The sequence below is a fragment of the Rathayibacter tritici genome, from assembly GCF_002932875.1.
Lineage (GTDB): Bacteria > Actinomycetota > Actinomycetes > Actinomycetales > Microbacteriaceae > Rathayibacter > Rathayibacter tritici.
The window spans coordinates 65207-91436 of record NZ_PSWS01000039.1 but is presented as its reverse complement, the minus strand read 5'-3'; the positions used below and the strand labels follow the sequence as shown (position 1 = coordinate 91436).

Sequence of the window (26230 nt, the reverse complement as noted above, 5' to 3'; positions counted from 1 at the left end):
CTGGGCGGTGCCTCGCCGTCGTCCGGACCGAGATGTCTCAGGTTCCGGCGCGAGAGAGCGCTCCATCGGGGCCCTAGGATGGTCGAACCGCTGCCGAAGGAGTCCGCCATGAGCGCCGCCCCCACCCCCTCCCCCGTGACCCCGAATCTCTCGGAGCAGATCACGCGGGCCGACCGGCTCGCCACTCGCGACTGGCCCGCCGGCTTCCTCTGGGGATCCGCGACCGCTGCCGCCCAGGTCGAGGGCGCCGGGCACGAGGGCGGCAAGGAGGACAGCATCTGGGACGCGTTCTCGCGCGTGCCCGGAGCCGTCGCGAAGGGAGACACTCCCGAGGTCGCGGTCGACCACTACCACCGGATGCCCGCCGACGTGCAGCTGATGAAGGAGCTTGGGCTGGGGTCCTACCGCTTCTCGGTCAGCTGGTCGCGGGTGAAGCCCGGCGACCGCGCCGTGAACCCCGAGGGCCTCGACTTCTACTCCCGCCTGGTCGACGAGCTGCTCGGCGCCGGTGTGCTGCCGTGGCTGACCCTCTACCACTGGGACCTCCCGCAGGCCGTCGAGGAGACCGGCGGCTGGGCGAACCGCGACACCGCCGAGCGCTTCCGGGACTACGCCGAGGCTGTCTACGAAGGCCTCGGCGACCGGGTGCAGCACTGGACCACGTTCAACGAGCCGTTCTGCTCGACCCTGCTCTCGTACGGAGCAGGCGTGCACGCTCCCGGCGTCGTCTCGCAGCAGAAGGCCCTCGCCGCCGTCCACCACACGCACCTCGCCCACGGGCTGGCCGTCTCGACGCTCCGGCAGCTCGGCGCGCAGAACCTGGGCATCACGCTCAACCTCTCGAACGCCGTCCCCGACGACCCCGAGGACGAGGCCGACCTCGACGCCGCGCGCCGCTTCGACGCGCTCCAGAACCGCATCTTCCTCGACCCGCTGCTGCGCGGCGAGTACCCCGAGGACCTGCTCGAGGACGTCGCCGGGCTCGGCCTCGACGAGCTGATCGTGGACGGGGACCTCGACCTCATCTCGCTCCCGCTCGACTTCCTCGGCGTGAACCACTACCACGACGACAACGTCTCGGCCCACCCGCTGCCGGCCGGCGCCGAGGACTTCGCGCAGGCTACCGACCGCGAGGTCGGCTCCCCCTGGGTCGGCTCCGAGTTCATCACCTTCCCCTCGCGCGGGTTGCCGCGCACCGCGATGGACTGGGAGGTGAACCCGGACGGGCTGCGCTACCTGCTGACCCGCCTGGGCCTGGAGTACGAGAACCTTCCTCCGCTCTACGTGACCGAGAACGGCGCCGCTTACGATGACGTCGTGCTCGAGAACCGCGTCCCCGACGTGGACCGCACACAGTACGTGCTCGATCACGTCGAGAAGGTCGCCGACGCGATCGACCAGGGCGCCGACGTCCGCGGCTACTTCGTCTGGTCGCTCCTGGACAATTACGAGTGGGCGTGGGGCTACGAGAAGCGCTTCGGCATCGTGCGCGTCGACTACGGAACGCAGGAGCGGATCGTGAAGGACTCGGGCCTGGTCTACTCCCGACTGCTCGGCGGCAGCGCCGCGGCGACCCTCGGCTGACCCGTGAGTGAGGCGACGGGCATCCGCAGCGGGGGCCGCTCTCCCACCCTCGAGATGGTCGCGGCGCGGGCCGGAGTCTCGCGCGCGACCGTGTCGCGGGTGGTCAACGGGGCCCCGCAGGTCGCGGCCGAGATCGTAGCCGCCGTCCAGAAAGCCATCGGTGAGCTCGACTACGTGCCCAACCGCGCGGCCCGGATGCTCGCCTCGCGGCGCACGCAGTCGATCGCGCTGATCGTGCCGGAGTCGACAGCCCGAGTCTTCGCGGATCCGTTCTTCGCCGCGATCGTGCAGGGCGCCGCGATGCGCCTGGCCGACACCGACTACACGCTCTCGATGCTGATCGCCTCCGAGACCGACGGCGAGAAGACACGGCGCTACCTCCTGGGCGGCAATGTCGACGGCGCGCTCGTGGTCTCGCACCACTCGGGCGACCACTCCTACGCGGCACTCTCGGGCACGCTGCCGATCGTCTTCGGTGGGCGGCCGCTTTCGCCGGAGGAGCGCGGTTCCTACTTCGTGGACGTCGACAACGTCGAGGGCGCTGCCGTCGCCACAGCCCACCTGATCGAGCGCGGCCGGCGCAGGATCGCGACCATCGCGGGACCCGCTGATATGCCGCCCGGCGTGGATCGCCTGATCGGTTGGCGCGGCGCCCTGACCGACGCGGGCCTTGCCGACGACCTCGTCGAGTGGGGCGATTTCTCGCCCGCCAGCGGCACCGAGGCGATGCGCCGCCTCCTCGCCCGCGACCCCGACCTCGACGGCGTCTTCGCCGCAAACGACCAGATGGCGGTCGGCGCGTACGCCGCGCTGCGCGAAGCCGGACGACGGATCGCCGAGGACGTGTCGGTCGTCGGCTTCGACGACGACCTCTTTGCGCGAAACGCCGTGCCCGCGCTGACGACGGTGCGCCAGATCCCCGACGAACTCGGCGCCCGCATGATCGAGCTGCTGACCGCCCGGATCGAGGGCCTTCCCGTGGAGCACCGCACGCTGATGCCGACGACGCTCGTGGTGCGCGCGAGCAGCTGAGCCCTGCCCGCGAGACTCCAGAAGTTGTCGCAGTCGGCGTCGAGTGCGACAACTTCTGCGCTCTCGCGGGGACCGGTCGGTGGGGAGCGTCACGGTCGCCAGCCGTGGGCGTCGAGGGCAGCACGCAGCTCGGCGATTGTCCGAGCCCGGCCGCGAGCCAGACCCTCCGCGCGGACGACCACGACGATCCAGCCCGCGAGATGCAGGGCGAGGAGCCGCTCGCGGTCGCGGGAGAACTGCGCGTCGTCCGTCCGGTGCTGGCCGCCGTCGTACTCCGCCACAACCTTCCACCGTCTGAAGACCAGGTCGCCGATCGCCAGCAGGCGGCCATCGACTCTGATCTCGGCGTTCACCTCGGGCGCCGGCAGTCCCGCCTCCTGCACGAGCGCGCGAAGCAGCGTCTCCTTCCGCGAGGCGGCCCCCGTCGACGCGAGCTGCAGCGCCACCGTCAGCCCGCGTCGGCCTCGGCCGCCATGACCGGCCAGGCGGTCCTGCAGCTCCAGAAGCGTCACGAAGGGCCGAAGCTCGCCTCGGCGCGGAAACCGCGGTTCGAAGAGAAGGTGATCGGTGGCGGCGAGCAGATCACGCGCAGACAGCAGCGAACCGAGGGCGATCCACGTCGACGCCGCTCCCGTGACCGGGAGACCGTGCCGCTGGACTCTGTCGGTCTCCGCGAGGGTATGACCGATCACGCCCCGAGTCCTCGGGGGCCGGTGCGGCCTCGTCGCAGCGACGTGGATCGGATCGTCCTCTTCTGGTCGCGCCGGGAGCGGCACGCCCCACGCTTCGGCAGCGGTCAGGTGGGAGAAGAGCTGCCAGGGCCGAAGCCGGGGCAGGTAGGCGACGGCTCGTTCGAGATGCGTGACCGGCATCACGCGGGTGCGCACTCCGTGGAACGGGCTGGCCAGGGTAGGAGCGCGCAGCTGCGCATCCGTCGCCCCTGCGCGGAGCGCCGCGCGCCGGGTGAAAGCTCCGAGATCAGTACTGGACATGCCGCCACTCTGGCGCTCACGCCTCTCCCGCGGCGCCCGCACTCCACCATCAGTGGACGATCCGCCGATCCCGCCCCTGTGGAGGAGCGTTGCCCGCCGCCACTGTCCAAAAGTTGTCGCACTCGGCGCCGAGTGCGACAACTTTTGGACAGTGGGCGGAGGCCGCGCAAGGGCGGGGCCGAGCCCGCGTCAGAGGAAGAGGGGGGCCGGGGAGAGAGTGGCGAAGCGGCGGCGCATGACGGCGACCGCATCCGCGTGCTCGTCGACGAGGACGAAGCGGCGGCCCAGGGCGTGGGCGACCGCCCCGGTCGTACCCGAGCCGGCGAAGAAGTCGAGAACGGCGTCGCCCTCGCGGCTGGAGGCCTGCACAATGCGGCGGAGGATCCCCTCCGGCTTCTGCGTCGGGTAGCCGGTCTTCTCGCGGCCGGTCGGCGAGACGATGGTGTGCCACCAGACATCGGTCGGTCGCTTGCCGCGCTCGGCCTTCTCGGGGGTGACCAGACCGGGGGCCATGTACGGCTCACGGTCCACGGCCGCGGAGTCGAAGTGGTAGCCGCGTGAATCCTTCACGTAGACGAGGATCGTGTCGTGCTTGGTCGGCCAGCGGCGGGTGGCCTTCGCCCCGTAGTCGTACGCCCAGATGATCTCGTTCAGGAAGCACTCGCGGCCGAAGAGCGCGTCGAGCAGCACTTTGGCGTAGTGCGCCTCGCGGTAGTCGAGGTGGAGGTAGAGCGTGCCGTCATCGGCCAGGAGGCGCCATGCCTCGGCCAGCCGAGGCTCGAGGAACGACCAGTAGTCGTCGAAGTGGTCGTCGTAGCGGAGCAGGTCGCCGCGGATCCGCTCGTAGCTGCGCCCCTTGAAGCCGGCGATCGTGCCGGTGGCGGAGCGGACGGAGGTGGTCGAGGTCCGCACCTGCGCCCGGCCGGTGTTGAACGGCGGGTCGAGGTAGACGACGGTGAAGGCCCCGTCGGCGAGCTGCGGGAGGACCTCGAGGTTGTCGGCGTGGAACACTGCGCTCCGTGATTCCGGGACGCTGTCCGCGATCTGGATGGTCCTGGGCATCCGGCAATTGTGCCAGTGCGCGCGCGGCCGACGACACGCTCCGCGCGTCGCGGGCACTCGGCGGGGCACCGGGATGCTCCGGCGTAGAGTGGCGCGATGATCTCCGAGGTGCGCCACGACGAGGACTCGTCCCGCTACACGCTCTGGCTCGACGGTGAGAACGTCGGAGTGGTCGACTACGCCGTCCGCGGCCGCGACGTGGTGTTCCTGCACACCGAGATCGCTCCTGAGCATCGCCACGAGGGGCTCGGCGAGGCCCTCGTCGAGGCGGCTCTCGATGACGCACACGAGCGCTTCAACGGGCGCATCGTGCCGGCCTGCCCGTTCGTCGCCGAGTTCATCGCCGAGCACCCCGACTACCAGGAGCTCCTCGCCGGCTGAGCCGGGCTGAGCCGAGCCGAGTCGGGGAGCCGCCGCTCCCCTCCGACCCGCACGCCCGTCAGGGCACGCGCCGGAGCCACTCCGGAGTCGAGTACTTCGTCCGCACCAGCTCCTCGGCCGCCGCGTACTCCTCCTCGGTCAGCGTCCCCGGCTCGCCGCCGTGCAGCTGCACGAAGGTCGCCTTCATCCGCTCGATGATCTCGGCGCGACTGAGCCCGGTCTGGCTGCGCAGCGGGTCGACGCGCTTCACGGCGGAGGCGATGCCCTTGTCGGACAGCTTCTCGCGTCCGATCCGCAGTACCTGCACCATCTTCTCGGCGTCGATGTCGTAGCTCATGGTCACGTGGTGCAGCACCGCGCCGGAGCCCAGGCGCTTCTGCGCCGCTCCGCCGATCTTGCCGGAGGGCGAGGTGATGTCGTTGAGCGGTTGGTAGACCGCGTCGATCCCGAGCGACCGCAGCGCGCTCACCGCCCACTCGTCGAGGAAGGCGTAGGAGTCGGCGAAGGTCAGCCCCTGCACGAGGTCGCCGGGAACGTAGAGCGAGTAGGTGACGACGCTGCCCGCCTCCATGAACATCGCGCCGCCTCCGGAGATGCGGCGCACCACATCGACGCCGTACTTCGCCGCGTTGTCGAGGTCGACCTCGTTCCGCAGCGACTGGAAACTGCCGATCACGACGGCGGGTCGGTCCCACTCCCAGATCCGCAGCGTCGGTTCGCGGCGGCCCTCGCCCACCGCGGCGGTCAGCACCTCGTCGAGTGCCAGGTGGGTCGCCGGAGGAACGGCCCGGTCGTGCACGATCCGCCAGTCGTAGTCGCGCCAGCTGGTGGCCTGTTGCAGCGAGCGCCGGATCGCGACGGCGACGGCCTCGGGAGTGAAACCGAGGAGGACCGCATCGGCGGGGAGCGCCTGCCGGATGGCAGCGGCGAGGGACTTCGCGTCCGTCTCGACCGGGAGCCCGATGACCGCCCGGTCGATGTCGTCCAGTGCCGTGTCCGGCTCGAGGAAGAAGTCGCCTGCCAGCCGGAAACCGGCGAACCGTCCGTCGACCACGTCGAGGTCGACGACCACGAGCTTTCCGCCGGGGACCTTGTACTCGCCATGCATGACGCCAGCCTAGGCGCCGCTCGGTGCGGGGAAGCGCTCGCCCAGCCACTCCACCAGATCGGTGGTGACCTCGGCCCGGTTCAGCTCCTGGAAGAGTTCGTGCCGAGCCTCCGCGTAGACGCGCACCGAGACGTCCGTGTATCCCGCGCGGCGCCGGTAGGACCGGGCGAGCGCGCACACGGAGCGCTCGCCGCCGAGGGTGTCGTCGGCGCCCACCAGCAGCAGCAGCGGCAGCGGATGCGCGCGCCGGCGCTTCGGGCGCCCGACCAGCCGCAGGGTTTCGACCAGGCCGATCCGCTGCGCGAGCGGAGTGGTGAAGGTGAGCGGGTCGTCGTGGAACCGCTGCCAGACGTCCGGGTCGCGCGAGAGCCACTCGAGCCCCAGGCCGCCGGGAACGCGGTGCCGCTTCGTCAGGTCGCCCGCATTGATCCAGCCCGGGAGGCGGTAGGCCGTACCGCTGAGCACGAGCGCGGCGTAGTCGGCCGCGTGGTGGTCGATGATCCGCTGCGCCATCAGCGACCCCCAGGAGTGACCGAGCAGCACGATCGGCACGCCGGGGCTCTCCTCGGCGAGCAGCCGGGTCAGGCGGAGGATCGCCGCCTCCGTCGCGCGCAGGCCGCCCGGGCCCAGCAGTCCGAGCCGGGAGGAGTCGCCGCGGTGCTGCTGGAGCCCGGTCCGCCCGTGGCCGCGGTGGTCGTCCGCCGCGACGGCGTATCCCGCGGCGACCAGCGCCTTCGCCACCTCGAGGTAGCGCCCCGAGTGCTCGCCGACGCCGTGGGCGAGCTGCACGATCGCGCGAGGCGCGGGGTGCGGCCACCAGCGGTAGTGGATGGTGACGCCGAAGGCGTCCTCGAAGGTCCTGTCGACAGCGGCGTCGGTCATGCTGACCAGTGTGGTGCTCCGGCCGCTGAGCGCGAGGGACGCGCTGAGAACTGAGAAAATACTCATGATCCACCGGTGTGCACCCCGGTCGCCACTGCGGCTCGCTACCGTTTCCTCTGACGGGTTCCCCTGACGAGCGACCCCTACGACCGTCCCCCGACCCCCTTCTCGAGCGAGGCCAGCCCTTTCATGACCGTGTCGCCCCTGATCTGGACCCTGACGATCGTCTTTATCGTCCTGCTCCTTCTTTTCGACTTCTTCTTCCACGTTCGCAAGGCGCACGAGCCCACGCTGAAGGAGTCGGCGACCTGGTCGGCGCTCTATGTCGGCATCGCTGTGCTCTTCGGCCTCGGCGTCCTCGTGTTCGGCGGAGCGACTCCCGGCTCCGAGTACTTCGCCGGCTACATCACCGAGAAGGCCCTCTCGGTCGACAACCTGTTCGTCTTCCTGATCATCATGGCGAGCTTCAAGGTGCCCCGAGCCGACCAGCAAAAGGTCCTGCTCTTCGGCATCGTCTTCGCGTTGATCGCCCGCACCGGCTTCATCTTCCTCGGCGCCGCGCTGATCAACTCGTTCGCCTGGGTGTTCTACATCTTCGGCCTGATCCTGCTGCTGACCGCGTTCAACCTGGTGAAGCCGGGCGACGACCACGCCGGCGACAACGTGATGGTGCGCCTGGCTAAGCGGCTCTTCAAGACCAGCGACCAGTACGACGGCGACAGGTTCTACACCCGGATCAACGGCAAGAAGGTTCTCACGCCGATGATCCTCGTGATGGCGGCGATCGGCGGAACCGACATCCTGTTCGCCCTCGACAGCGTGCCGGCGATCTTCGGCCTGACCAGCGACGTGTACCTCGTCTTCACGGCGACTGCATTCTCGCTGCTGGGCCTGCGTCAGCTGTACTTCCTGATCGACGGCCTGCTCGACCGCCTCGTCTACCTCAGCATCGGCCTGGCCGCGATCCTCGCCTTTATCGGCGTGAAGCTGATCTTGCACGCGCTGCACGAGAACACCCTGCCGTTCATCAATAACGGCGAGCACGTGGACGTGTTCGAGATCGGCACCGGCCTCTCGCTCTCGGTCATCATCGGCGTCCTGGTGATCACCGTGATCGCCTCCCTGGTCAGCCCGAAGGGCCGCCGCATGGCCGCCGAGGCCGCCGAACGCCGCCGCGTGGCCGAGACCGCCGGAGCGGACGTCGACGCGACGCACTGACCCGCTGCATAACGAAGGCTGGGACGCCGTTCCAGGGCTGCAGGGCCCGGAACGTGCGTCCCAGCCTTCGTTGTGACGTCACCGAGCGCGGTACCGGTGCTCCGGGCGGCCGGTAGTGCCGTAGCTGAGGGTCATCTCGACGAGGCCGCGGCCCGCGAGGCCGGAGAGGTAGCGCTGGGCGGTGGCGCGCGAGATCCCGGCCCGCTCGGCCACGTCGAGGGCCGAGAGCTCGGCACCGGACTCAGCCAATCGCGCGAGGACCAACTGCTCAGTCGCCGAGCGTGACGGCTGCGCGGCGGAAGCGTCGCCCGAGTGCAGGATCCGCAGGGCCCGCTCCACCGCCTCCTGATCGGCCGCGCGGTCCTCCCGCAGCACGTTCCGAAACCGCACGTAGGCGTCGAGGCGTTCGCCGAGCAGCCGCGCCTCGAACGGCTTGATCAGGTAGCCGAGAGCCCCCGCGTGCAGGGCCCGACGCACCGTCCCCCCGTCGGAGGCGGCGCTCACCACGAATGCGTCGGTGTCGAGCTCCCGAAGCAGCGCGATCCCGCTCTGATCCGGCAGGTGGACATCGAGCAGCAGCAGGTCGGGGGCATGCTCGGCGACGGCCGCCCGCGCCGCCCGGGCCGTGTGTACCGGAGCCAGCGCGGTCAGACCCTGCCGCGCGTCCACCAGGTCCGCATGCAGCTGGGCAACCCGGAAGTCGTCGTCCACCACCAGCACTGTGCGCTCCTGCGCCGTGTCCGCGCTCACCAGTCACCCCCGTCCAGCTGCGGCGGCCTGACCGACCCGGGGAGCCGCGCGCAGAGCACGGCCCCCGACTCCGCCCCGCCTGCGTCCGCCAGCCAGACCTCGCCGCCGCGCCGAGCGGCCACCTCGCGGCAGAGCGGGAGCCCGAAGCCGCGCCCGTGCACCCGACCGTCGTCCGCGAGAGGGTCGCTCGCGCCCGACCGGTCAAACAGTGACTCCGGATCCACGACGCCGTCGCCGGAGTCGGCGACCGTCACGAAAAGAGCGTCGCCGTCGTCCAGCAGCTCGACCTCGACGAAACGCACGTCCCGCCGCCCCTCGACCGCCGCGCGCACCGCGTTGTCGACGAGGTTCCCGATCACCGTCGCGACGTCCTCCGGCTCGACAACGGTGCCGCGCACCAGCGTCTCCTCGCCGAGCGTCAGCAGCACGCCGCGCTCGGCCGCCTCGATCCCCTTCGCTCCGACGAGCGCCTGCAAGTACGGCTCCTGCAGCCGGTCGGCGTGCTGCACGGGGTACTTCAGCGGCCCGCGAGTCAGCACCTCGTCGAGGTAGTCGCGCGCCGAACCCGTCCGCCCCGCGTCGAGCAGGCCCGCGACCACGTGCAGGCGGTTGGCGAACTCGTGCCGCTGCACGCGGAGCGCGTTGGTCATCGCGCCGACCGCGTCCAGGCGCCGGCTGAGCGCGGCGAGGTCCGTGCGGTCACGGAGCACGACGACCACCCCCAGGTCGCGGTCGCCGCGGGTCACTCGGCGGATGTCGACGTAGACGATGCGCGAGCGGACCACGAACCCCTCCTCGCCGCCGGCCCGGGCCTGCTCCACGGAGTGCAGGGCGGCGCCGATCGCATCGGCCAGCGGAGTCGGCAGCTCCAGCGCGGCGAGCGGTCGCCCGTGCAGCGCCCGCCCGGTCGGGTCATCGGAGCCGAGGATTGCCGCGGCCCGTGCATTGCAGACGCCGACCCGCCCGTCGCGGTCGAGCGCGAGCACGCCCTCGTCGACCCCGTTGAGTACCGCGGCCTGGTCTTGGACGAGCGAGGTCAGCTCCTCCGGGGCGAGCCCGAGCGTCAGACGCAGCAGGCGGCGGCGGATGAACAGGGAGGCGACGGCGGCGAGCACGAGTCCGGCGAGCGCCGCGGCGAGGACCCCGAGCAGGGTGGTCGGCAGGTCGGTGAAGACACTGGAGCGCGCGAAGCCGATGCTGACCTCGCCGACGACCCGCTGCTCCCCCGCCGCGAAGACCGGTACCTTCGCCCGTGCCGACTCACCCAGCGTGCCGGTGCCCCAGGAGACGCTCTCGCGCCCGGCGAGCGCCTCGTCGGGGCTGGTCGAGACCCGCTCGCCGAGCCGGTCGTCGTCGGGGTGCGCGAGGCGGATGCCCTGGTCGTCGGTGATCACCACGAAGAGCGCGCCGGTGCGCTGCTCCACTCCGGCGGCGACCTCCTCCAGCGGGCCCTCGCGCAGCTCGGCGGCGTCCGGCGCGCCGGGCACAGCGGAGGAGGCGGCGACCGCGTCGCGCACGTCGGGGTCCTCGGCGACGGTGCGGGCGATGGCGAGCGCCGTCCCCTCCGCCTCACCGCGCAACTGCTGAACGCTGAGCGCCGTGACGAGGCCGGCGCAGACCAGGACGGCGGCCGAGACGGTGGCGAGTTGCAGGACGAGGACGTGCGTCGCGAAGCGCATCGCCCCTCCTCGCCGTCGTTGTGCGCAGAATGCGCAGAAGCCACACTATGCGCAGATGTCGCTGTAATGAGCGATACCGCGGCGAGGGCTCCGGGGCTGCCTAGGGTTTCCCCATCTCGCGTCCGGCTCTCCCGCCGAGCGCGGGCGGAGGCACCCGACGAAGGAGTCAGCTGTGTTGGTAGTACTCGGATTCACGATGATCCTGGCCTTCATGGCCCTGATCATGACCAAGCGGCTGACGCCGATGGTCGCCCTGATCGTCGTGCCGACGATCTTCGGCCTCTTCGCGGGAGCCGGTCTCGGCATCGGCGACATGGTGCTCGAGGCGATCGGCAACCTCGCGCCCACGGCCGCGCTGCTGATGTTCGCGATCATGTACTTCGGGATCATGATCGACGTCGGGCTTTTCGATCCGCTGATCCGCTTCATTGTCCGCGCGCTCGGCGACGACCCGGCGAAGGTCGTGCTCGGCACGGCGCTGCTCGCCGGCGCGGTCTCGCTCGATGGCGACGGCTCGACCACCTTCATCGTCACCACCGCCGCGATGCTGCCGATCTACCTCCGCCTGGGGATGAATCCGGTCGTGCTGACCTGCGTCGCGGGCCTGGCCAACGGCACGCTCAACATCGTCCCCTGGGGCGGACCGACGGTGCGCGCCGCCGCGGCCCTGCAGGTCTCGCCGAGCGAGATCTTCGTGCCGATGCTCCCCTCGCTCGCGGTGGGCCTGGCCGTCACCCTCGTCTTCGCCTGGTTCCTCGGCCTCGGCGAGCGCCGTCGCCTCGGCACGCTCGCGCTGGCTGAGCCGATGCTCGAGCAGGAGCTCGTCGGCGCCGGTCGCGGCTCCTCCTCCCGCTCCGGCGGAGCCCGCACGAGCGGCGGCCTGGCGGCGCTGACCGGAGGCATCCGCACCATCGCCCGGGAGCGTTTCTCCTTCCTCCGCGGCCCTCAGGCCCTGCGCGGGGCCCAGGTAGCGGTCGCCGCCCGCGTGCAGGCGGACGACGGCGACACTGCGATGGCCGACTCGATGCTGGACCCCGAGCGCGAGACGCTGCGCCCGACGCTGATCTGGGTGAACCTGGTCCTGACCCTCGCCGTGATGACGCTGCTCGTCGCCGACATCCTGCCGCTGCCCTACGTCTTCATGGTCGGCTCGGCGATCGCCCTGCTGATCAACTTCCCGACGATGAAGGACCAGGCGTCCGAGATCGTCAAGCACGCGCCCAGCATCGTCGGCGTCGTGTCGATGGTGCTCGCGGCGGGCGTGCTGATCGGCGTGCTCAATGGCACGGGCATGGTCGATGCGATGGCGGAGTGGGTCGTCGCGGTGATCCCGCCGGCTCTCGGCCCGTTCCTCGCCGTGATCACGGGCGTGCTGAGCATCCCGATGACCTTCTTCATGTCGAACGACGCGTTCTACTACGGCATCCTCCCCGTGCTCTCCGAGAGCGCAGCGAACTACGGCATCTCGCCGGTCGAGATGGCTCGCGCGTCGATCACCGGCCAGCCGGTGCACCTGCAGAGCCCGCTGGTGCCGGCGATCCTCCTGCTCGTCTCCCTCGCCGCAGTGAACCTCGGCGACCACCACCGCAAGGTGCTGTGGCGCGCGGTGATCGTCTCGCTGGTCATGCTGGCCGTCGGCGTGCTCGTGGGCTCGATCCCCTTCGGCTGACGACGAGCAGGCCCGAACGCTTCTGGCGGGATCGCGTGCTGCGGCGGGGTCCCGCCCGTGGGTGGACGCCGACGGCATCCGTCCTGCGGGGCCGCTACCGCAGCAGCGGCGCCAGGTTCTCGGTCCAGACGTCGGAGCCGACCTTGAGGATGAGGGCGCCGACGACGACGAGGAACGCGACGCGGATGAACCGGCTGCCGCGGGCCACGGCCATCCGGGAGCCGAGGTAGGCGCCCGCGACGTTCGCGACGCCCATCAGGAGGCCGAGCAGCCAGATCACGTGGCCGCCCGGCACGAAGTAGAGCAGGGCGCCGAGGTTGGTCGCGACGTTGACGATCTTCGCCTTCGCGCTGGCGAGCAGGAAGTCGTAGCCCAGCGCAGTGATCAGGGCGATGATCAAAAAAGTGCCGGTGCCGGGACCGATCAGGCCGTCGTAAAAGCCGATCAGGAGTCCGAGGACGGCCGCCGTGACGAGGTGCCGGCGGCCCGCGTGCTTGAGCACGGTGACGCTGCCGAGGGCCGGACGCGCGATCGTGACCACGGCGACGACGATGAGCGCAACGACGATGATCGGCTTGAACACCGTGGCCGGAAGCAGGCCGGCGAGCGTCGCACCACCGTAGCTGCCCGCGAGGGCGACCGCCGCCATCGGCACCGCGGTGCGCAGGTCCGGTCTCGCCCGGCGGTAGTAGGTGATCGCACTGGTGGTCGTGCCGAAGACCGACGCGAGCTTGTTCGTGGCGAGGGCCTGCACGGGAGAGATGCCGGGGACGAGCAGGAGGGCGGGGAGTTGGAGCAGGCCACCGCCGCCCACCACCGCGTCGATCCAGCCGGCCGCGAAGGCGGCAAGGATCATCAGCGCGAGAACGGGGAGGCCGAGATCCTCGGTGAAGGTCAGCATCGGGGGAATCCTACGGTGCTCCGACGCGTCACCGCGGAGCGATGCCCGCCCCTCCTACGCCTCCCGCGACCGCCCCGCAAGTCCTTGGGCGGCCCCGGCCCCGCGCCTACGGTCAGAGCATGGACGCACAGGACATCCGCTGGAACGACGAAGCCCGAGACAAGATCCTCGAGGACTCGGACAGAGTGCTCCGCGAGGCGGTACTCGACCTCGCGACGAGCAAGAAGGGTGAGCCCTGGGAAGACGTCTTCGCCGAGCTGAACGCGCGTCTGAAGGACCGCTTCATCGACTTCGAGCCCGGCCCGGACCTCCGCAAGTACGCCGAGGCCGTCTCCGCCGGGGAGATCGAGACCGGCTCGTGAGCGAGCACGACCGCGACGCGGCCCTCGACGACGAGATCACCTCGATCCATGCCCTCGGCGAGGGGCGCGTCGGCGAGACGGCTGGCCCGGAGGACGAGGACCACGAGCTCTCCCCCGAGCAGGACGCCCGGATCGAATCCGAGCTGAAGAATCGTGGCGGCGCGAGCTGATCGAGCCGCAGTATCTCGACCGAACGCGAGCGTCCAGCGGCGTCAGTGAAGCATGCCGGGCAATTCCGCCATCGAGGTGAAGACGGTGGCTCCCTCGGCTTCCAGCCACGAGGCGGGGGTCAGCCCGCCGGCGTAGCCGAAGACACGCATTCCTGCGGCGCGGGCGGCGCGGACTCCGTATTTGCTGTCCTCCACGACAACGCAGTTCTCCGGCTGGTGCCCCAACCGGTGAGCGGCGTGCAGGAAGATGTCCGGTGCAGGTTTGCCGTTGAGCACTTCCGAGGAGCTGAAGATGCGGCCCTCAAAGCGACGAAGGAGACCTGTGTGCCCCAAGGTCTTTCGGATCTTCTCGTGACTGCCGCTCGACGCAACGCAGGTTCGGAACTCGAGCTGGTCGAGAGCGGCCTCGATGCCGGGGACCGCCTGCAAATGGGCGTCGAAGGCCTCGTCGTACCACGGCTGGTACTTCTCTTCCCAGTCGAGCGGTAGCTTCCTACCCAGGTGCTCCTCGAGCTGCGAACAGAAGTGGGAAGCGGGTCTGCCGAGGAAGCGATCGACGACCTCCTCGGTGGACAGCTCCCAACCGAATTCTGCACAGATCCGCTTGTCGACCTCGACGGCGAGCACCTCACTGTCGACGAGAACTCCGTCGCAGTCGAATATCACGAGGTCGACGTGGTCAAGCATTGACATCCTTTACCCTTCCCTTAATTTTTCATTTCGTCGTGGATTTGCCGCACATGCATCAGCTAATATTGAAAGGGTGTCCACGGTTGTCCCGGGCCACATAATTCGATCATGCACCGCCAGGCGGACAGGGTGAAGCCCCGCGGTGAGCGCGCCGACAAGTTCGAAGTCTGAACCATCTCCGACAAAGATTGTTTCCGACGGAGTTGCGTTAAGCAAGGCAGCTGCCTGCTCAAAAATGGACGGCGCCGGCTTCATCCTTCCCGCTTCCGAAGAAAGTGTTATGGCCGCAAAAGAATCGGAAATACCCGAATCAGCGAGTAACGAGCGAACATCTGAACTGCAATTCGACACCAACCCGAGAAGCCGACCAGATCCGCTGATTTTTCCTAACTCTCTCGTGATTCTCGGCTGTGCAGCATAAAATTCTGCACCATGAATAGCGCGACGCGCAGCCAAGGCGTCGCGAACAGCAGTGCTCGACCATTTTTTATCTAGGTTCTGTGATAACTCGTCAAGGTATTGCTCGAGAGGCCTCGTCTCTCTTGCCTGCCGTGTTGCGTCCCAGGCCGTCCGTAATAACCTCGGATCCTCGTCGAGATGCTCGCAGAAAGCGTAGAATGCTTGCGCCTTCGTCGCTTGAGGTAGCGGGACTAATGTTTCCCATAGATCAAAGAGGATCCATTGAGCGTCGACTTCCTCCAAAAGCGATTGAACTGTGCGGGCAACCGGAATGACAGTTGGTGAATGCCACCGAGAATTATCGATGATAACATCCGCATGGTCCTGGGGGCGATTTTGCTGTAGAAAGAACCGTTGTCCCGGGATGTATTTTTCATGATACTTGCGTAGGACACTGAGTCCTTGATGTGGCACGTCCCTGCGATACGCTCGGTCGAGCATTTCCTGGGGCTCGACGTGCAGGAAAACCATGTAATCGATGAATTCCCGCACATCTTCTCGGAGTAAGAAGATTCCCTCGACTATCATGACGCCACCGGCGGCGACGACGTAATTCTTTTTTATGGAGAACGTATCGCTATCGAGGTCAAGGTGCTGAAGCTGAGCATTAAGCGTCCCCGTGTCGCGTAATGGTCGAAGAAGGCCGTCAATCAGCCGTTCCATGTCGATGCTTTTCTCGAGATACGCTTCTGATTCAGTGAGCCTTTCGTCGTAACGTATTTTTTTCGGGTTGTGAAAGTCATCGACGTGAACGATAGTAGCCGCAACCCCGGACTGAGCCAGCACTGCCTGCATCCGACTCGCCATCTGACTCTTGCCGGATGTATCTGGCCCGGTAATGCCGACAACTATTGGTGCGACATGAGTCCGTCTCTCGAAGACGCCGGCCAGGACCGCGTCGAAGGCAGGTATGGAAGTGCTCATGAGGGCCACCTCGTGGGACGCAGAATTTTCAGATGCTCACTCAGCCGAGTGGAGAGGTCTCGGTAAAGCTCTTGCCCATACTGAGCGTTGTCCTGGTACTCGGGCGGAGTCGGATCGAGCCGAAGCGCTGTGATGTCGTTTCGATGAGAGCCATCGATGAGAACTCGCCCTTGCCGATCTGCGGCGAGACGGAAAGGCGTGTCTGGCGCGCGAACCATCCGACCGGAGCTGTGCATAATTTTAGGAGTCCGGCCGACGTACCCGAGCGCCTGAACAATGAGTGCCGCCCGGTCATACAAATCGCGCTGATCTTGCAGCAAACTGATGGGCATCATTGAGACTTGAGAGATCTGCCCCTGAGACGCACGTAAGAAGATAGCCTTGGACTCATGTCGCAAGCCAGTATCCCGAAAGACATTTCCCGATGCACTGCACACTGCCGCGTCCGTCACCGGCACCTCTCGATTCAAATCCTGGTAAATACGAGCTTCCTCCCGCGAGGAGTAAAACAAGCGAGCTTTCGACCGTTGCAGTACCAAGATCTCTCGCTTTCCAAACTTTTGGGGAGCCCGCGCTCGAAGGGCCAGTAGGACGCGAAGGGCGGACATCGCAGAATGCGACGATCCGGCGACAACGATCGGCTTAGTAGGATGCATGTCAAGGGTGTCGAGCGTGCGCGCCTCTTCAGCCGGGTTGAGGAGATGTCCGGAGAGGATCGTTTTGTCGCGCCACATCTCGAGTGCTGGGTGGAGCAACTCATGTCGCCCTGTTGCGATCACGAGATGACGCGAGGTCAGCTCTTGTCCAGTGTCCAGCGTCACTCGAGGCGCGCCGCCGCAGACAACGATTTCTCGCCCCGCACACCCGGTCATAACCGCTTCCGCGGGAAGCGCTCCGGTGAGGACAGCGCCGACTCTGTCCAAGGCTGAAGCCAGCTGTCGAAGGTCGATTGGCCCTTTAGCGTTGGCGACTTTCCCTACGAGGTCGTCGCTGAGGAGGGGAGCAAAATCGGCCTTCAAATCAATATCTTTAAAGAATCTTGAGCCGATAGAAGTGCTTTGAATCGCGTAGCCGTGAAAATCACCACCCCCTACCCGGGTACGCTTCTCAACAATTCCGATGCGTCGCTTGAGCAACCAGGGGGCCGAGGCGAGGAACGTCGTCGTTCGAAAGCCACCTCCAAGGAAGAGGATTTCGAAATCTACGTCAGAAGTTGGCATGAGCTGCGAGGAGCCGTTCGAACCGGTCGCAGATGTCATCTGCTTGGGTCATCGTCAAGATGAGAGGCGGGCGGATCTTCAGGACGTTGCCGCGTCCGTACCGTGAAGTACGCATAATCAATCCGAAGTCCATCGCCTTTCGAGCAAGATCGTTGGTTAGGTCAACGTTCGGCGTTCCGTCTACGTCAGCGATTTCGATTCCGATCATCAGACCGACGCCTCTCACATCGTTAATCACCGCATATTTTCTTTTCATTTCGTTCAACCGCCCGAGGATACGGTCACCCGTCGCACGAACGTTAGCGAGGAATTCCTTATTGTCGATCACCTCGAGGGTCGCGATGGCCGCCGCCGCGGCCATGATATTAGAACCATATGTGAAGGAGTGCTGATCACTGGGCAGTCCGGCCATGTCATCGCTGGCGAGGATGGCCGCGACTTGCGCGCCGGAGCCGCCTAGACCTTTTGCGACCGTGATCGCATCAGGCTCAACGGCAAAATGTTCGGCCGCGAACATGCGGCCCGTCCGTCCTATGCCTGTCTGAATTTCGTCGAGAATCAATTTGACGCCAGTATCGTCGCAGAATTTACGCAACTTTTGGAAGTAGCCATCAGGCGGGACTATGTTGCCGCCGTTCCCGGAAATTGGCTCGACCATGAACGCCGCTACGCTTCCACTGCTGGCATACTCCATGAAGTCGTACAGGCGCTCGGTACATAGCGAGCCGCAGCTGGCTTTTTGCTGCCCATAGAAGCACCGGTGACAGTACGGATCGGGGACCTGAAGCGAGTTATGAAAAAGCGTCTGAAATGGCTCCCGGCGGAAAGCGTTGCCTGACATGCTCGTCATCATCATCGTCTGACCGACGTGCGCTCGAAAGAGCGTAATAACGTCTCGTTTTCCCGTTGCCCGCTGAGCCATCTTGATTGCGCCCTCGTTTGCTTCCGATCCACCGGCAACTTTAAGGTGCGTACGAGTAATGGACGCGGGAGCAAGGTCAGCGAGGCGCCGCGAGAGATGATTAATTTGATCTGTTTGGAAGCTGCTCGTGACGTGGATAAGTTGATCAGCCTGATCCTTAATCGCCTTGACGACGGCCGGGTGGGAGTACCCGAGACTCAGGTTGAAGGTCGCCGACGCACAATCGAGGAACGCGTTACCCTCGTCATCGAAGAGGTAAACGCCTTCTCCTCGGACCATCTTCTGCGCCGTAACTGGATAGTAGACAGCGCTTGGATCAGTTACCTGAGTATTTTCGATCGACAAAATTTTCTCACTTCCACGGTAAACTAATAACCGCCCCGGCAAGTAGAGCAGAACGCCGCGTGAGGCATGCCGCTCACGTTCCTCGACCCCTGGGCTAAATGTTCGACACGAACTTAGCAGGAGAAAATGAGGAAACCGCATCTGGCGCGCTTCGGCGCCTGATTGGCATTCGGCAGCGGGGTGGGCGACTGCACCCGTCCTGCTCGTGGCATAAGAGCAGACCTGCTGACTGGTGGCGAGGTGTCGTACCCGAGCGCGTGGCCCGCGGTATCCGCATCGCAGGGGCGGACTCTGGCACCGGCAAGGTCTCCGTTATTCAGGGCGCGACGTTTGTGACACCCCTGATCTCTCGGCGCTAGGGGTCCGGCGTCGCCCGCGTCCGACGGTAGTCCGCCCAGATCGAGGAAGAGCGCCTTAGCAGCCAACGGGCCGCAGCGGAACACGGAAGGCCCGCTCCCCGTCGAGGGAACGGGCCTTCCGGCTGTCTGGTGAGGACGGAACGTGCACCGACTACGCCGAGAGGCGCTCGTAGTCCGTGTAGCCCTCGGCTCCGCCGCCGTAGACCGTCTCCTGGACGACCTCGTTCTCGGGGTGCCCGCCCTGCCAGCGCTCGACCAGGTCGGGGTTGGCGATCGCCGGACGGCCGACCGCCACGGCGTCCGCGTGACCGTCGGTGATCAGCTCGGTCGCCTCCTCGCGGCTGGTCGGCGAGCCGAAGCCGCTGTTGGCGATGAAGACGCCGTCGAAGCGGGAGCGAAGGCTCTGGACCAGCTCGCCGGTCGGCTCGGCGTGCAGCACGCTGAGGTAGGCGAGCCCGAGCGGAGCGAGCCCGTCGACCACAGCCTCGTAGGTGGCGCGCACGTCGTCGGCGTCGGTCTCGACGACGTCCTGGATGTTGTGGGCCGGCGACAGGCGGATGCCGACGCGTCCGGCGCCGACCTCGTCGGCAATGGCGCGGGTGACCTCGAGCACGAACGCGGCACGCTCGGCCGGGGTCCCGCCGTACTGATCGGTGCGCACGTTCGAGACGGGCGAAAGGAACTCGTGCAGCAGGTAGCCGTTGGCGCCGTGCACCTCGACCCCGTCGAAGCCCGCGTCGATCGCGCGACGGGCGGCCGCGACGAACTCGTCCCGCACGATCGCCAACTCCTCGGTGCTCAGCGCGTGCGGCACCGGGAACGGCTTCTTGCCGGAGGGGGTGTGCACCTCGCCGTCGATGGCGACGGCGCTCGGGGCGACGATCCGCTCGGTCCCGGTGATCTCGATGTGCGAGACCCGGCCCGCGTTCATCAGCTGCATGACGATCCGTCCATCCGCGGCGTGCACGGCGTCGGCGACCGCACGCCAACCGGCCGCTTGCGCGTCCGTCTCGATGCCCGGCTGCCCGGCGTAGCCCTTCGACTCGGCGCTGGGGAAGACGCCCTCGCTGATCAGCAGGCCCATGCTGGCGCGCTGGGCGTAGTACTCGGCGACGATCGCGCCGGGCACCCCCTGCTCGTCGGAGCGCAAGCGCGTCATCGGAGCCAGGACGATGCGGTTGGCGAGATCGAGGTCGCCGGCGGTGAGGGGGGAGAACGGATCCACGGGATCGCCTTTCTAGGCAGCTGTCTCAGGAGCATCCCTGAGGGGGAGGCACGCGCACCTTGCGGCGCACTCCGAGCGTCAACCGCGAGCGGCGCGCGGCCATTCCTCCTCTCGGCGTTCTCCCATACCCCACACGAGGCACGCGGTCGACGGCCCGCCGCCTCCCGACCCACCTCGGACACCGGGGCTGTCTACACTCGGGAGGCGACGACGAAGGAGTGTGCGCGATGCCGGCGAGACCCCACCACCCCGTGAGTTCCCTGCGACTGCCGGCGCTCGTGGCCCTCCTGGTCGCCGCGACCCTTGCGCTGGTCCCGACGACCGCGGCGGTGGCCGAGTCGCCCGTCGCGTTCTCCTCCTCCCCTGTGCTCGACTCGGCCGGCGTGCTGAGCCCCGCTGAGACGACCGAGATCGAGCGGGCCTCGAGCGCCCTCAACAATCAGCACCGCGTGCAGCTCTTCGTCGCCTTCGTCGACACCTTCACCGATCCCTCCGACCGCACTGCTTGGGCCGATGAGACCGCAACGCGCAACGGGCTGGGCACCGACGACGTCCTGCTGGCCGTCGCGGTCGACGCCCGTCAGTACCAGGTGTCGGTGGCGCAGGGCTTCGCCCTCGACGAGGAGCAGGTCTCCTCGCTCCAGACCGACGACATCGAACCCAGGCTCGCCGCGGGCGACTGGGCAGGAGCCGCGGTGGCGGCCGCCGACGGCATCGGGCAGCGCCTGGACGCGCCCACCACCGGCGAATCCCTCGGCTCGGGACTGCTGATCGCGCTCGGGGTGCTCGCTGCCCTGGTCGTGATCGGACTCGTGGTGCTGTTCCTCGTCCGTCGCGCGCGGCGTCGCCGGGCCCAGGAGGCGGTGGAGGCCTCGATAGACGAGCTCGCCACCCGCGCGGGGTCGGCCCTCGTCCACACCGACGACGCCGTCCGCACCAGCGAGCAGGAGGTCGGCTTCGCGGAGGCGCAGTTCGGCGCCGACGCGACCGGCGCGTTCCGCGAGGCGCTGGTCACCGCGAAGCGCCTGCTCGGCGAGGCCTTCACCCTGCAGCAGCGGCTCGACGACGCGGAGCCGGAGACGGATCAGGAGCGCCGCGACGGCTACCAGCGCATCCTCCAGCTCTGCGCCGACGCCGAGCAGACCCTCGACGAGCGCGCGAGCGCCTTCGACGAGTTGCGCGACCTCGAGAAGAACGCCCCGCAGGTCGCCGCCGCACTCGCGGCCCGCGCCACCGAGGTCGGCGACCGCCTCCCCTCGACCCGCGCCCTGATCGCCGACCTCTCCGTCCGCTACGCGCCGACCGCGGTCGAGGACGTGAGCGACGACGCCGACCAGGCCGAGGACCGGCTCCGCTTCGCCCGTGACCAGCTCGCCGCCGCCCAGCAGGCGATGCAGGCCGGCGACTCCGGCCGCGCCGCCGTACTGCTACGCGCCGGGCAGCAGGCCGCCGAGCAGGCCTCGGGGCTCGCCGATGCCGTGGCCGCCCGCCGGGCCGACCTGCAGCGGGCGGAGGCGTCGCTCGCCGGCCGCCTCGCCGAGATCCGCGCCGACGTGGCGCAGGGTCGCGCACTCGCCGCGTCCGACGCTCCGGAGTCCGCCGCCCAGGCTCAGAACGTCGCCACCGCCGTCGCCTCGACCGAGGCCGCCCTCGACGGGGTCGAGCGCGCGGCCGGTTCTCAGCCGCACGACCCGCTCGCCCTCCTCGAGGCACTCGCCGCGGCCGACGCGACCATCGACGCGGCCGTCGGCGGGTTCCGCGACGCCCAGGCCCAGCGCGAACGCGAGCGGGCCGCCCTCGGCGCCGAGCTCACCGCCGCCCGCAGTCGCGTCTCGGCCGCCGAGGACTTCATCGCCGCCCGGCGCGGGGCCGTCGGCTCCGAGGCCCGCACCCGCATCGCCGAAGCCGCCCGCTCCGCCGAGTACGCCGAGCGGATGGCGACCATCGACCCGCGCGAGGCCCTCGCTTCGGCCCAGCGCGCCTCCTCCCTCGCCCAGCAGGCGCTGGAGCGGGCGCGCACCGACGCGGGCAGCTACTCCGCCCCGAATGCCGTCGGCAGCCCGTACGGCCACGGCACGGCGGGCGCCTTCCTCGGCGGGATCCTGGTCGAGTCGCTGCTGAGTGGGGGACGCAGCGGCGGCTACCGCTCGGGCGGCTTCGGCGGGGGCGGGCTCGGCGGCTTCGGCGGGGGCGGCTCGTCCCAGCGCTCCGGCGGCGGCGGGTTCGGCGGGGGACGCAGCGGAGGCGGACGTCGCGGCGGCGGCGGCGGACGCTTCTGATCCTCCCGCCGCACCACGGCTCACCATCCCGGCACCACCTACGACACAAGGAGAGACATCATGGCTCAGAGACAGTCGATCTTCGGCCGCATCGCGCAGCTCGCGAAGGCCAACATCAATGCGCTCCTCGACCAGGCCGAGGACCCGCAGAAGATGCTCGACCAGATGGTCCGCGACTACACCGACAGCATCCGCGACGCGGAGTCCGCGATCGCGACCACGATCGGCAACCTGCGCCTGCTCGAGGACGACTACCGCGAAGACGAGCAGAACGCCCAGGAGTGGGGGAGCAAGGCGCTCGCCGCGAGTCGCAAGGCGGACGAGCTGCGCACCTCCGGAAACGCGGGCGACGCCGACACGTTCGACGCGCTGGCCAAGGTCGCGCTGCAGCGCCAGATCCAGTCCGAGAAGGAGGCGAAGGACGCCGAGCCGACCATCCGCTCGCAGACCGAGGTCGTCGACAAGCTCAAGTCGGGCCTGAACCAGATGCGCGAGAAGCTGCAGCAGCTTTCCAGCAAGCGCGACGAGCTGATCGCCCGCGCGAAGACCGTCGAAGCGCAGAGCCAGGTGCAGGACGCCGTGAAGAGCATCGACCTGATGGACCCGACGAGCGAGGTGAGCCGCTTCGAGCAGAAAATCCGCCGCGAGGAGGCGCGCGTGCGCGGCGCGGAGGAGCTCGCCTCCTCGAGCCTGGACGCGCAGTTCGAGTCGCTGGAGGACCTCGGGGAAATGACCGAGGTGGAGGCGCGCCTCGCCGCGCTGAAGTCCGGCCGCCCGCAGGACTCGATCAGCTCCTGAGGCCCGCGCGCCTCCGACTGCTCGTTCCGTCGGAGGCGCGCGCCCCCGTTGCGCCACATCCGGGCGCGAGACTGGCAATCGCCCTGGTGCGCTGGTGCCCGCGTCCCCGTAGTGTTCACAGTAGGTTGCCCGTGACCCCGGCCGCCCACATGCCGCGTCCGGCCACTACCGACGCGGTGAACCATGAGCGGACCGCCCCCGTCGGGATCGCTCGCCGAGAGACTGTCGCCGCCGACGGTCACCACGAAGAGCGAGGCGCTGATGAGCACCCCCACCACCACGTCCGTCCCCGCAGGCGCCCCCCGCGTCGTGCGGACCCGACCCCGCGCCGACGGTCGCGTCAACCCGACGACCGAGTACTCCGGCCTCCTCAGCACGGTCCGCGACGCGGGGCTCCTGCGTCGCCGTACCGGGTTCTACTACATGATGTTCGGCGCGCTCGTCCTCGCGCTCGGCGGTATCGTCACCGGCTTCGTCCTCCTGGGCGACTCCTGGTTCCAGCTTGTGCTCGCCGCTGCCCTGGGCATTGTGCTCACGCAGTTCGCCTTCCTCGCCCATGAGGCCTCGCACCGCCAGGTGTTCGAGTCCGGCAAGGCCAACGACGTCGCAGGACGCACCCTCGCCAATCTCGTCGTCGGCATCAGCTACTCCTGGTGGATGACCAAGCACAGCCGTCACCACGCGAATCCGAACGTTCTGGGTAAGGACCCGGACATCGAGCGCGACGTCGTCTCGTTCACCGCCGAGGACGCTGCGCGCTCGCGCGGCCTCTACGCCTGGCTCACCCGCCGCCAGGGCTACGCGTTCTTCCCGCTGCTGCTGCTCGAGGGCCTCAACCTGCACCTGCACGGCTTCCGTACAGTGTTCGGCAAGGGCAAGGTCGACAAGCGGTGGGTCGAGATCTCGATGCTCGTCACCCGCGTCGGTCTCTACCTCGCCGTCGTCTTCTGGGCGCTCCCGCTCGGCATGGCGTTCGCCTTCGTCGGCGTGCAGCTGGGCGTCTTCGGCCTGTACATGGGCGCCTCCTTCGCGCCGAATCACAAGGGCATGCCGCTGCTGCCGAAGGAGGCGCGCGTCGACTTCCTGCGCCGCCAGGTCCTCACCTCGCGCAGCATCCGCAGCACCTGGTTGACCGACCTGTACATGGGCGGCCTCAACTACCAGGTCGAGCACCACCTCTTCCCGAACATGCCACGCCCGGCGTTGCGCCGCGCGCAGGTCATCGCCAAGGAGTACTGCGCCACCCACCAGATCCCGTACACCGAGACCTCGCTGATGGAGTCGTACGCGATCGTTGTGCGCTACCTCAACAAGGTCGGCCTCTCGGCCGGCGGCGACCCGTTCGACTGCCCCGCCGCCTCCGCCTACGGGCGCTGAGTCCCCGCCTTCGAGGGCCCCTCGCACCGATCCGGTGCGGGGGGCCTTCGTCGTCGGCGCGAGCGCAAGGGGGTGCCCCCGGCGGCGTCGGAGTCGTAGCGTCGGACCATGAGCAGCTCCGACTACGACATCGAGCCCACCCCGTCCGACGCGACCGACGACGCGCGCACGCCCGACCCCGCGACCGAGACCGGCACCTCCGCCGGTCTTGACGAGATCGGCGGCGCCTCCTCTCCTCTGGCCGACGGCGTCGGCGCCGACGGCGAGGAGCAGAACCCGCCGCTGCCGGGCTGGGGGCCCACCGACGGCGTCCACGGGACCGACGCCGAGACCGACGCTTCGGGTACCGAGCAGCGCTGATTCGTCCACGGCCGGGACCTTCTCGGCCGGTCGGCGAACGATCCGACTGCGTTCCGAGCAGGTCCCTCCGTGTTCGCCCGAGGGTCGACCGGCGGTGTGTCGCCGCGCCCTACACTGGCGAAATGCAGCCGACCGAACGCGCCCTCCGCGTGATCTCCTACAACCTCCGGGAGCACCGAGCGCACGCGGAGATCGCTCCTCTCGCCGCCCGCCATGACATCGACGTCCTCTGCCTGCAGGAGTGCGACACGACAAAGCTGCCGCAGGAGGTAGGCGCGCTCCGACTCGCCTCGGTCACCGCCCGCAACCGTCTGGGCCTGGCTGTCTACTACTCGCAGGATCGCTTCGAGCTCTCGGCAAGCGCTGCGTTCGAGCTCAGCAAGTCCATGCACGACCGGGTGATGTCACCGGCTCACGAGCGCTTGCTGGCCGTCCGCCTCGACGACCGCGACGGCGGCTCGATCGCGGTCTCCTCGTTCCACGCCGCTCCGCTGTCGGCCGGCAACGCCCTGCGCCGCAAGCAGATCGACGAGGCACTGAATCGGCTGCGGGAGTATGCACCGGACACCCCATCGCTCATGGTCGGCGATTACAACTACCCGTGGTTCTTCCGCGGACTCGACCGCCGGATGACCCGCAACGGCTACCTGGTCTCGCGCAGCGACTCCCCCACCTATGCGCGCTACCGCTACTTCAGCGGGCACTTCGACTTCGCCATCAGCGACTCCGTGCGGATCGAGCGTGTCTCGACGCTGCCCCAGGGCGTTTCGGACCACCTCCCGGTGATGGTCGACGCGCACTACACGGTGCCGGCCGCCTAAGCGCCTGCGTCGTCGCGGTCGCTAGGCTCGGGGGGTGACGACCTTGATCCTCGCCCGGCACGGAGAGACTGTCTGGCACTCCGAGAACCGCTTCGCGGGCTCCTCCGACATCGCACTGACCCCCCGGGGTCAGGACCAGGCCGCGACTCTGGCGGCCTGGGCCGTCGACGCCGACCTCGAGGCGGTGTACTCCTCCACCCTCGTCCGGGCCGTGCGCACCGCCGTGCCGGCCGCGCGCGCCGCCCACCTCGAGCTCCAGCCCGACCCGGCGCTGGTCGAGGTCGACTTCGGCCGCGGTGAGGGGCTGACGACCGAGGAGATGGAGAAGCGCTTCCCGGACGAGTACCACGCGTGGGTCGCCGCCCCGGCGATCCAACCGATGCCCGGAGGCGAGTCGGGCCTGGACGCCGTTGCCCGCGCCAACACCTCGCTCGCCCGGATCCACAGCGAGCACCCCGACGGCCGCGTACTCGTCGTCGCGCACGGCACGCTGCTCCGCTTGCTCCTCTGCGCCTACCTCGGCATCAACCCCGAGACCTATCGGCACACCTTCCCCGTGGTCGAGAACGTGTCGCTGACCACGCTGCGCTGGGACGAGACCGGCATCGGACTGCTCGGCTACAACGTTCCGCCCGTGCAGACCCAGCGGCGCTCCAGCTGA

Annotated in this window: 25 protein-coding genes; 13 read left to right on the top strand and 12 right to left on the bottom strand. The window is 68.4% G+C overall.

Going from position 1 to position 26230, the window contains the following annotated elements; genetic code table 11:
• Positions 1-108: 108 nt before the first annotated feature.
• Together C5D07_RS06065 and C5D07_RS06060 are read left to right on the top strand one after the other, a co-directional pair.
• Positions 109-1584, top strand: a complete 1476-nt coding sequence (locus tag C5D07_RS06065) for a GH1 family beta-glucosidase (protein ID WP_104258936.1) — start codon at positions 109-111, stop codon at positions 1582-1584.
• A gap of 54 nt (positions 1585-1638) precedes the next feature.
• Positions 1639-2616: a LacI family DNA-binding transcriptional regulator gene (locus tag C5D07_RS06060; RefSeq protein WP_068251303.1), complete on the top strand. Its 978-nt coding sequence runs from the start codon at positions 1639-1641 to the stop codon at positions 2614-2616.
• 89 nt (positions 2617-2705) lie between these two features.
• Here the strand turns inward: C5D07_RS06060 and C5D07_RS06055 are convergent, their stop codons facing one another.
• Positions 2706-3608: a hypothetical protein gene (locus tag C5D07_RS06055; protein WP_068251300.1), complete on the bottom strand. Its 903-nt coding sequence runs from the start codon at positions 3606-3608 to the stop codon at positions 2706-2708.
• 189 nt (positions 3609-3797) lie between these two features.
• Positions 3798-4670 (bottom strand): DNA-methyltransferase, encoded by an 873-nt coding sequence (locus C5D07_RS06050; protein ID WP_104258934.1) that lies wholly within the window; start codon positions 4668-4670, stop codon positions 3798-3800.
• A gap of 96 nt (positions 4671-4766) precedes the next feature.
• Here C5D07_RS06050 and C5D07_RS06045 point away from each other — a divergent pair, with 96 nt between their 5' ends.
• Entirely contained in the window at positions 4767-5051 is a 285-nt protein-coding gene (locus C5D07_RS06045) for a GNAT family N-acetyltransferase (RefSeq protein WP_068251295.1), read from the top strand.
• Positions 5052-5109: 58 nt separating this feature from the next.
• Here C5D07_RS06045 and lplAB read toward each other — a convergent pair whose 3' ends face one another.
• Together lplAB and C5D07_RS06035 are read right to left on the bottom strand one after the other, a co-directional pair.
• Positions 5110-6159, bottom strand: coding sequence for a lipoate-protein ligase LplAB (gene lplAB / locus C5D07_RS06040; RefSeq protein ID WP_104258933.1), 1050 nt, complete (start codon positions 6157-6159; stop codon positions 5110-5112).
• 9 nt (positions 6160-6168) lie between these two features.
• Entirely contained in the window at positions 6169-7041 is an 873-nt protein-coding gene (locus C5D07_RS06035) for an alpha/beta fold hydrolase (protein WP_104258950.1), read from the bottom strand.
• 189 nt (positions 7042-7230) lie between these two features.
• Between C5D07_RS06035 and C5D07_RS06030 the strand changes: the two genes are divergently transcribed.
• The gene (locus C5D07_RS06030; RefSeq protein WP_084415765.1) at positions 7231-8259 is read left to right on the top strand and encodes a TerC family protein; all 1029 of its coding nucleotides are present in this window, start codon (positions 7231-7233) and stop codon (positions 8257-8259) included.
• 78 nt (positions 8260-8337) lie between these two features.
• Here C5D07_RS06030 and C5D07_RS06025 read toward each other — a convergent pair whose 3' ends face one another.
• The gene (locus tag C5D07_RS06025; protein ID WP_068251287.1) at positions 8338-9009 is read right to left on the bottom strand and encodes a response regulator; all 672 of its coding nucleotides are present in this window, start codon (positions 9007-9009) and stop codon (positions 8338-8340) included.
• A complete protein-coding gene (locus C5D07_RS06020) occupies positions 9006-10688 on the bottom strand; it encodes a sensor histidine kinase (protein ID WP_068251284.1) in 1683 nt (560 codons plus the stop codon). Before C5D07_RS06020 ends, C5D07_RS06025 begins: the two co-directional genes overlap by 4 nt.
• 196 nt (positions 10689-10884) lie before the next feature.
• Here C5D07_RS06020 and C5D07_RS06015 point away from each other — a divergent pair, with 196 nt between their 5' ends.
• A complete protein-coding gene (locus tag C5D07_RS06015) occupies positions 10885-12357 on the top strand; it encodes a CitMHS family transporter (RefSeq protein ID WP_084415764.1) in 1473 nt (490 codons plus the stop codon).
• Positions 12358-12451: 94 nt separating this feature from the next.
• On the opposite strand, the gene C5D07_RS06010 is transcribed toward C5D07_RS06015, so the two are convergent.
• Complete coding sequence (locus C5D07_RS06010; RefSeq protein WP_068251278.1) at positions 12452-13258, bottom strand: sulfite exporter TauE/SafE family protein; 807 nt, start codon at positions 13256-13258, stop codon at positions 12452-12454.
• A gap of 119 nt (positions 13259-13377) precedes the next feature.
• On the opposite strand from C5D07_RS06010, the gene C5D07_RS06005 reads away from it, so the two are divergent.
• Both C5D07_RS06005 and C5D07_RS15730 read left to right on the top strand, forming a co-directional pair.
• Positions 13378-13620: a hypothetical protein gene (locus tag C5D07_RS06005; protein WP_068251275.1), complete on the top strand. Its 243-nt coding sequence runs from the start codon at positions 13378-13380 to the stop codon at positions 13618-13620.
• Complete coding sequence (locus C5D07_RS15730) at positions 13617-13790, top strand: hypothetical protein (RefSeq protein ID WP_157593777.1); 174 nt, start codon at positions 13617-13619, stop codon at positions 13788-13790. Before C5D07_RS06005 ends, C5D07_RS15730 begins: the two co-directional genes overlap by 4 nt.
• A 42-nt stretch (positions 13791-13832) precedes the next feature.
• Here C5D07_RS15730 and C5D07_RS06000 read toward each other — a convergent pair whose 3' ends face one another.
• The 5 genes from C5D07_RS06000 to C5D07_RS05985 form a co-directional block, all read right to left on the bottom strand.
• Positions 13833-14477: an HAD family hydrolase gene (locus C5D07_RS06000; RefSeq protein WP_068251273.1), complete on the bottom strand. Its 645-nt coding sequence runs from the start codon at positions 14475-14477 to the stop codon at positions 13833-13835.
• A 9-nt stretch (positions 14478-14486) separates the two neighbouring features.
• Positions 14487-15863, bottom strand: coding sequence for an HAD family hydrolase (locus tag C5D07_RS05995; RefSeq protein WP_084415763.1), 1377 nt, complete (start codon positions 15861-15863; stop codon positions 14487-14489).
• Entirely contained in the window at positions 15860-17122 is a 1263-nt protein-coding gene (locus tag C5D07_RS15285; RefSeq protein WP_146076669.1) for a hypothetical protein, read from the bottom strand. The genes C5D07_RS05995 and C5D07_RS15285 overlap by 4 nt, the downstream gene beginning before the upstream one ends.
• Positions 17070-18350, bottom strand: coding sequence for an aspartate aminotransferase family protein (locus tag C5D07_RS05990; protein ID WP_208855043.1), 1281 nt, complete (start codon positions 18348-18350; stop codon positions 17070-17072). The genes C5D07_RS15285 and C5D07_RS05990 overlap by 53 nt, the downstream gene beginning before the upstream one ends.
• A 510-nt stretch (positions 18351-18860) precedes the next feature.
• Positions 18861-19934, bottom strand: coding sequence for an alkene reductase (locus C5D07_RS05985; RefSeq protein ID WP_104258932.1), 1074 nt, complete (start codon positions 19932-19934; stop codon positions 18861-18863).
• Between the two features lie 227 nt (positions 19935-20161).
• Between C5D07_RS05985 and C5D07_RS05980 the strand changes: the two genes are divergently transcribed.
• The 6 genes from C5D07_RS05980 (at position 20162) to C5D07_RS05955 (ending at position 26230) form a co-directional block, all read left to right on the top strand.
• Positions 20162-22213, top strand: a complete 2052-nt coding sequence (locus tag C5D07_RS05980; protein WP_104258931.1) for a TPM domain-containing protein — start codon at positions 20162-20164, stop codon at positions 22211-22213.
• 60 nt (positions 22214-22273) lie between these two features.
• Positions 22274-23011: a PspA/IM30 family protein gene (locus C5D07_RS05975; RefSeq protein WP_104258930.1), complete on the top strand. Its 738-nt coding sequence runs from the start codon at positions 22274-22276 to the stop codon at positions 23009-23011.
• 261 nt (positions 23012-23272) lie between these two features.
• Entirely contained in the window at positions 23273-24388 is a 1116-nt protein-coding gene (locus C5D07_RS05970) for a fatty acid desaturase family protein (protein WP_104258948.1), read from the top strand.
• Between the two features lie 108 nt (positions 24389-24496).
• A complete protein-coding gene (locus C5D07_RS05965; protein WP_104258929.1) occupies positions 24497-24748 on the top strand; it encodes a hypothetical protein in 252 nt (83 codons plus the stop codon).
• 122 nt (positions 24749-24870) lie between these two features.
• Entirely contained in the window at positions 24871-25569 is a 699-nt protein-coding gene (locus C5D07_RS05960; protein ID WP_104258928.1) for an endonuclease/exonuclease/phosphatase family protein, read from the top strand.
• 34 nt (positions 25570-25603) lie between these two features.
• Entirely contained in the window at positions 25604-26230 is a 627-nt protein-coding gene (locus C5D07_RS05955; RefSeq protein WP_104258927.1) for a histidine phosphatase family protein, read from the top strand.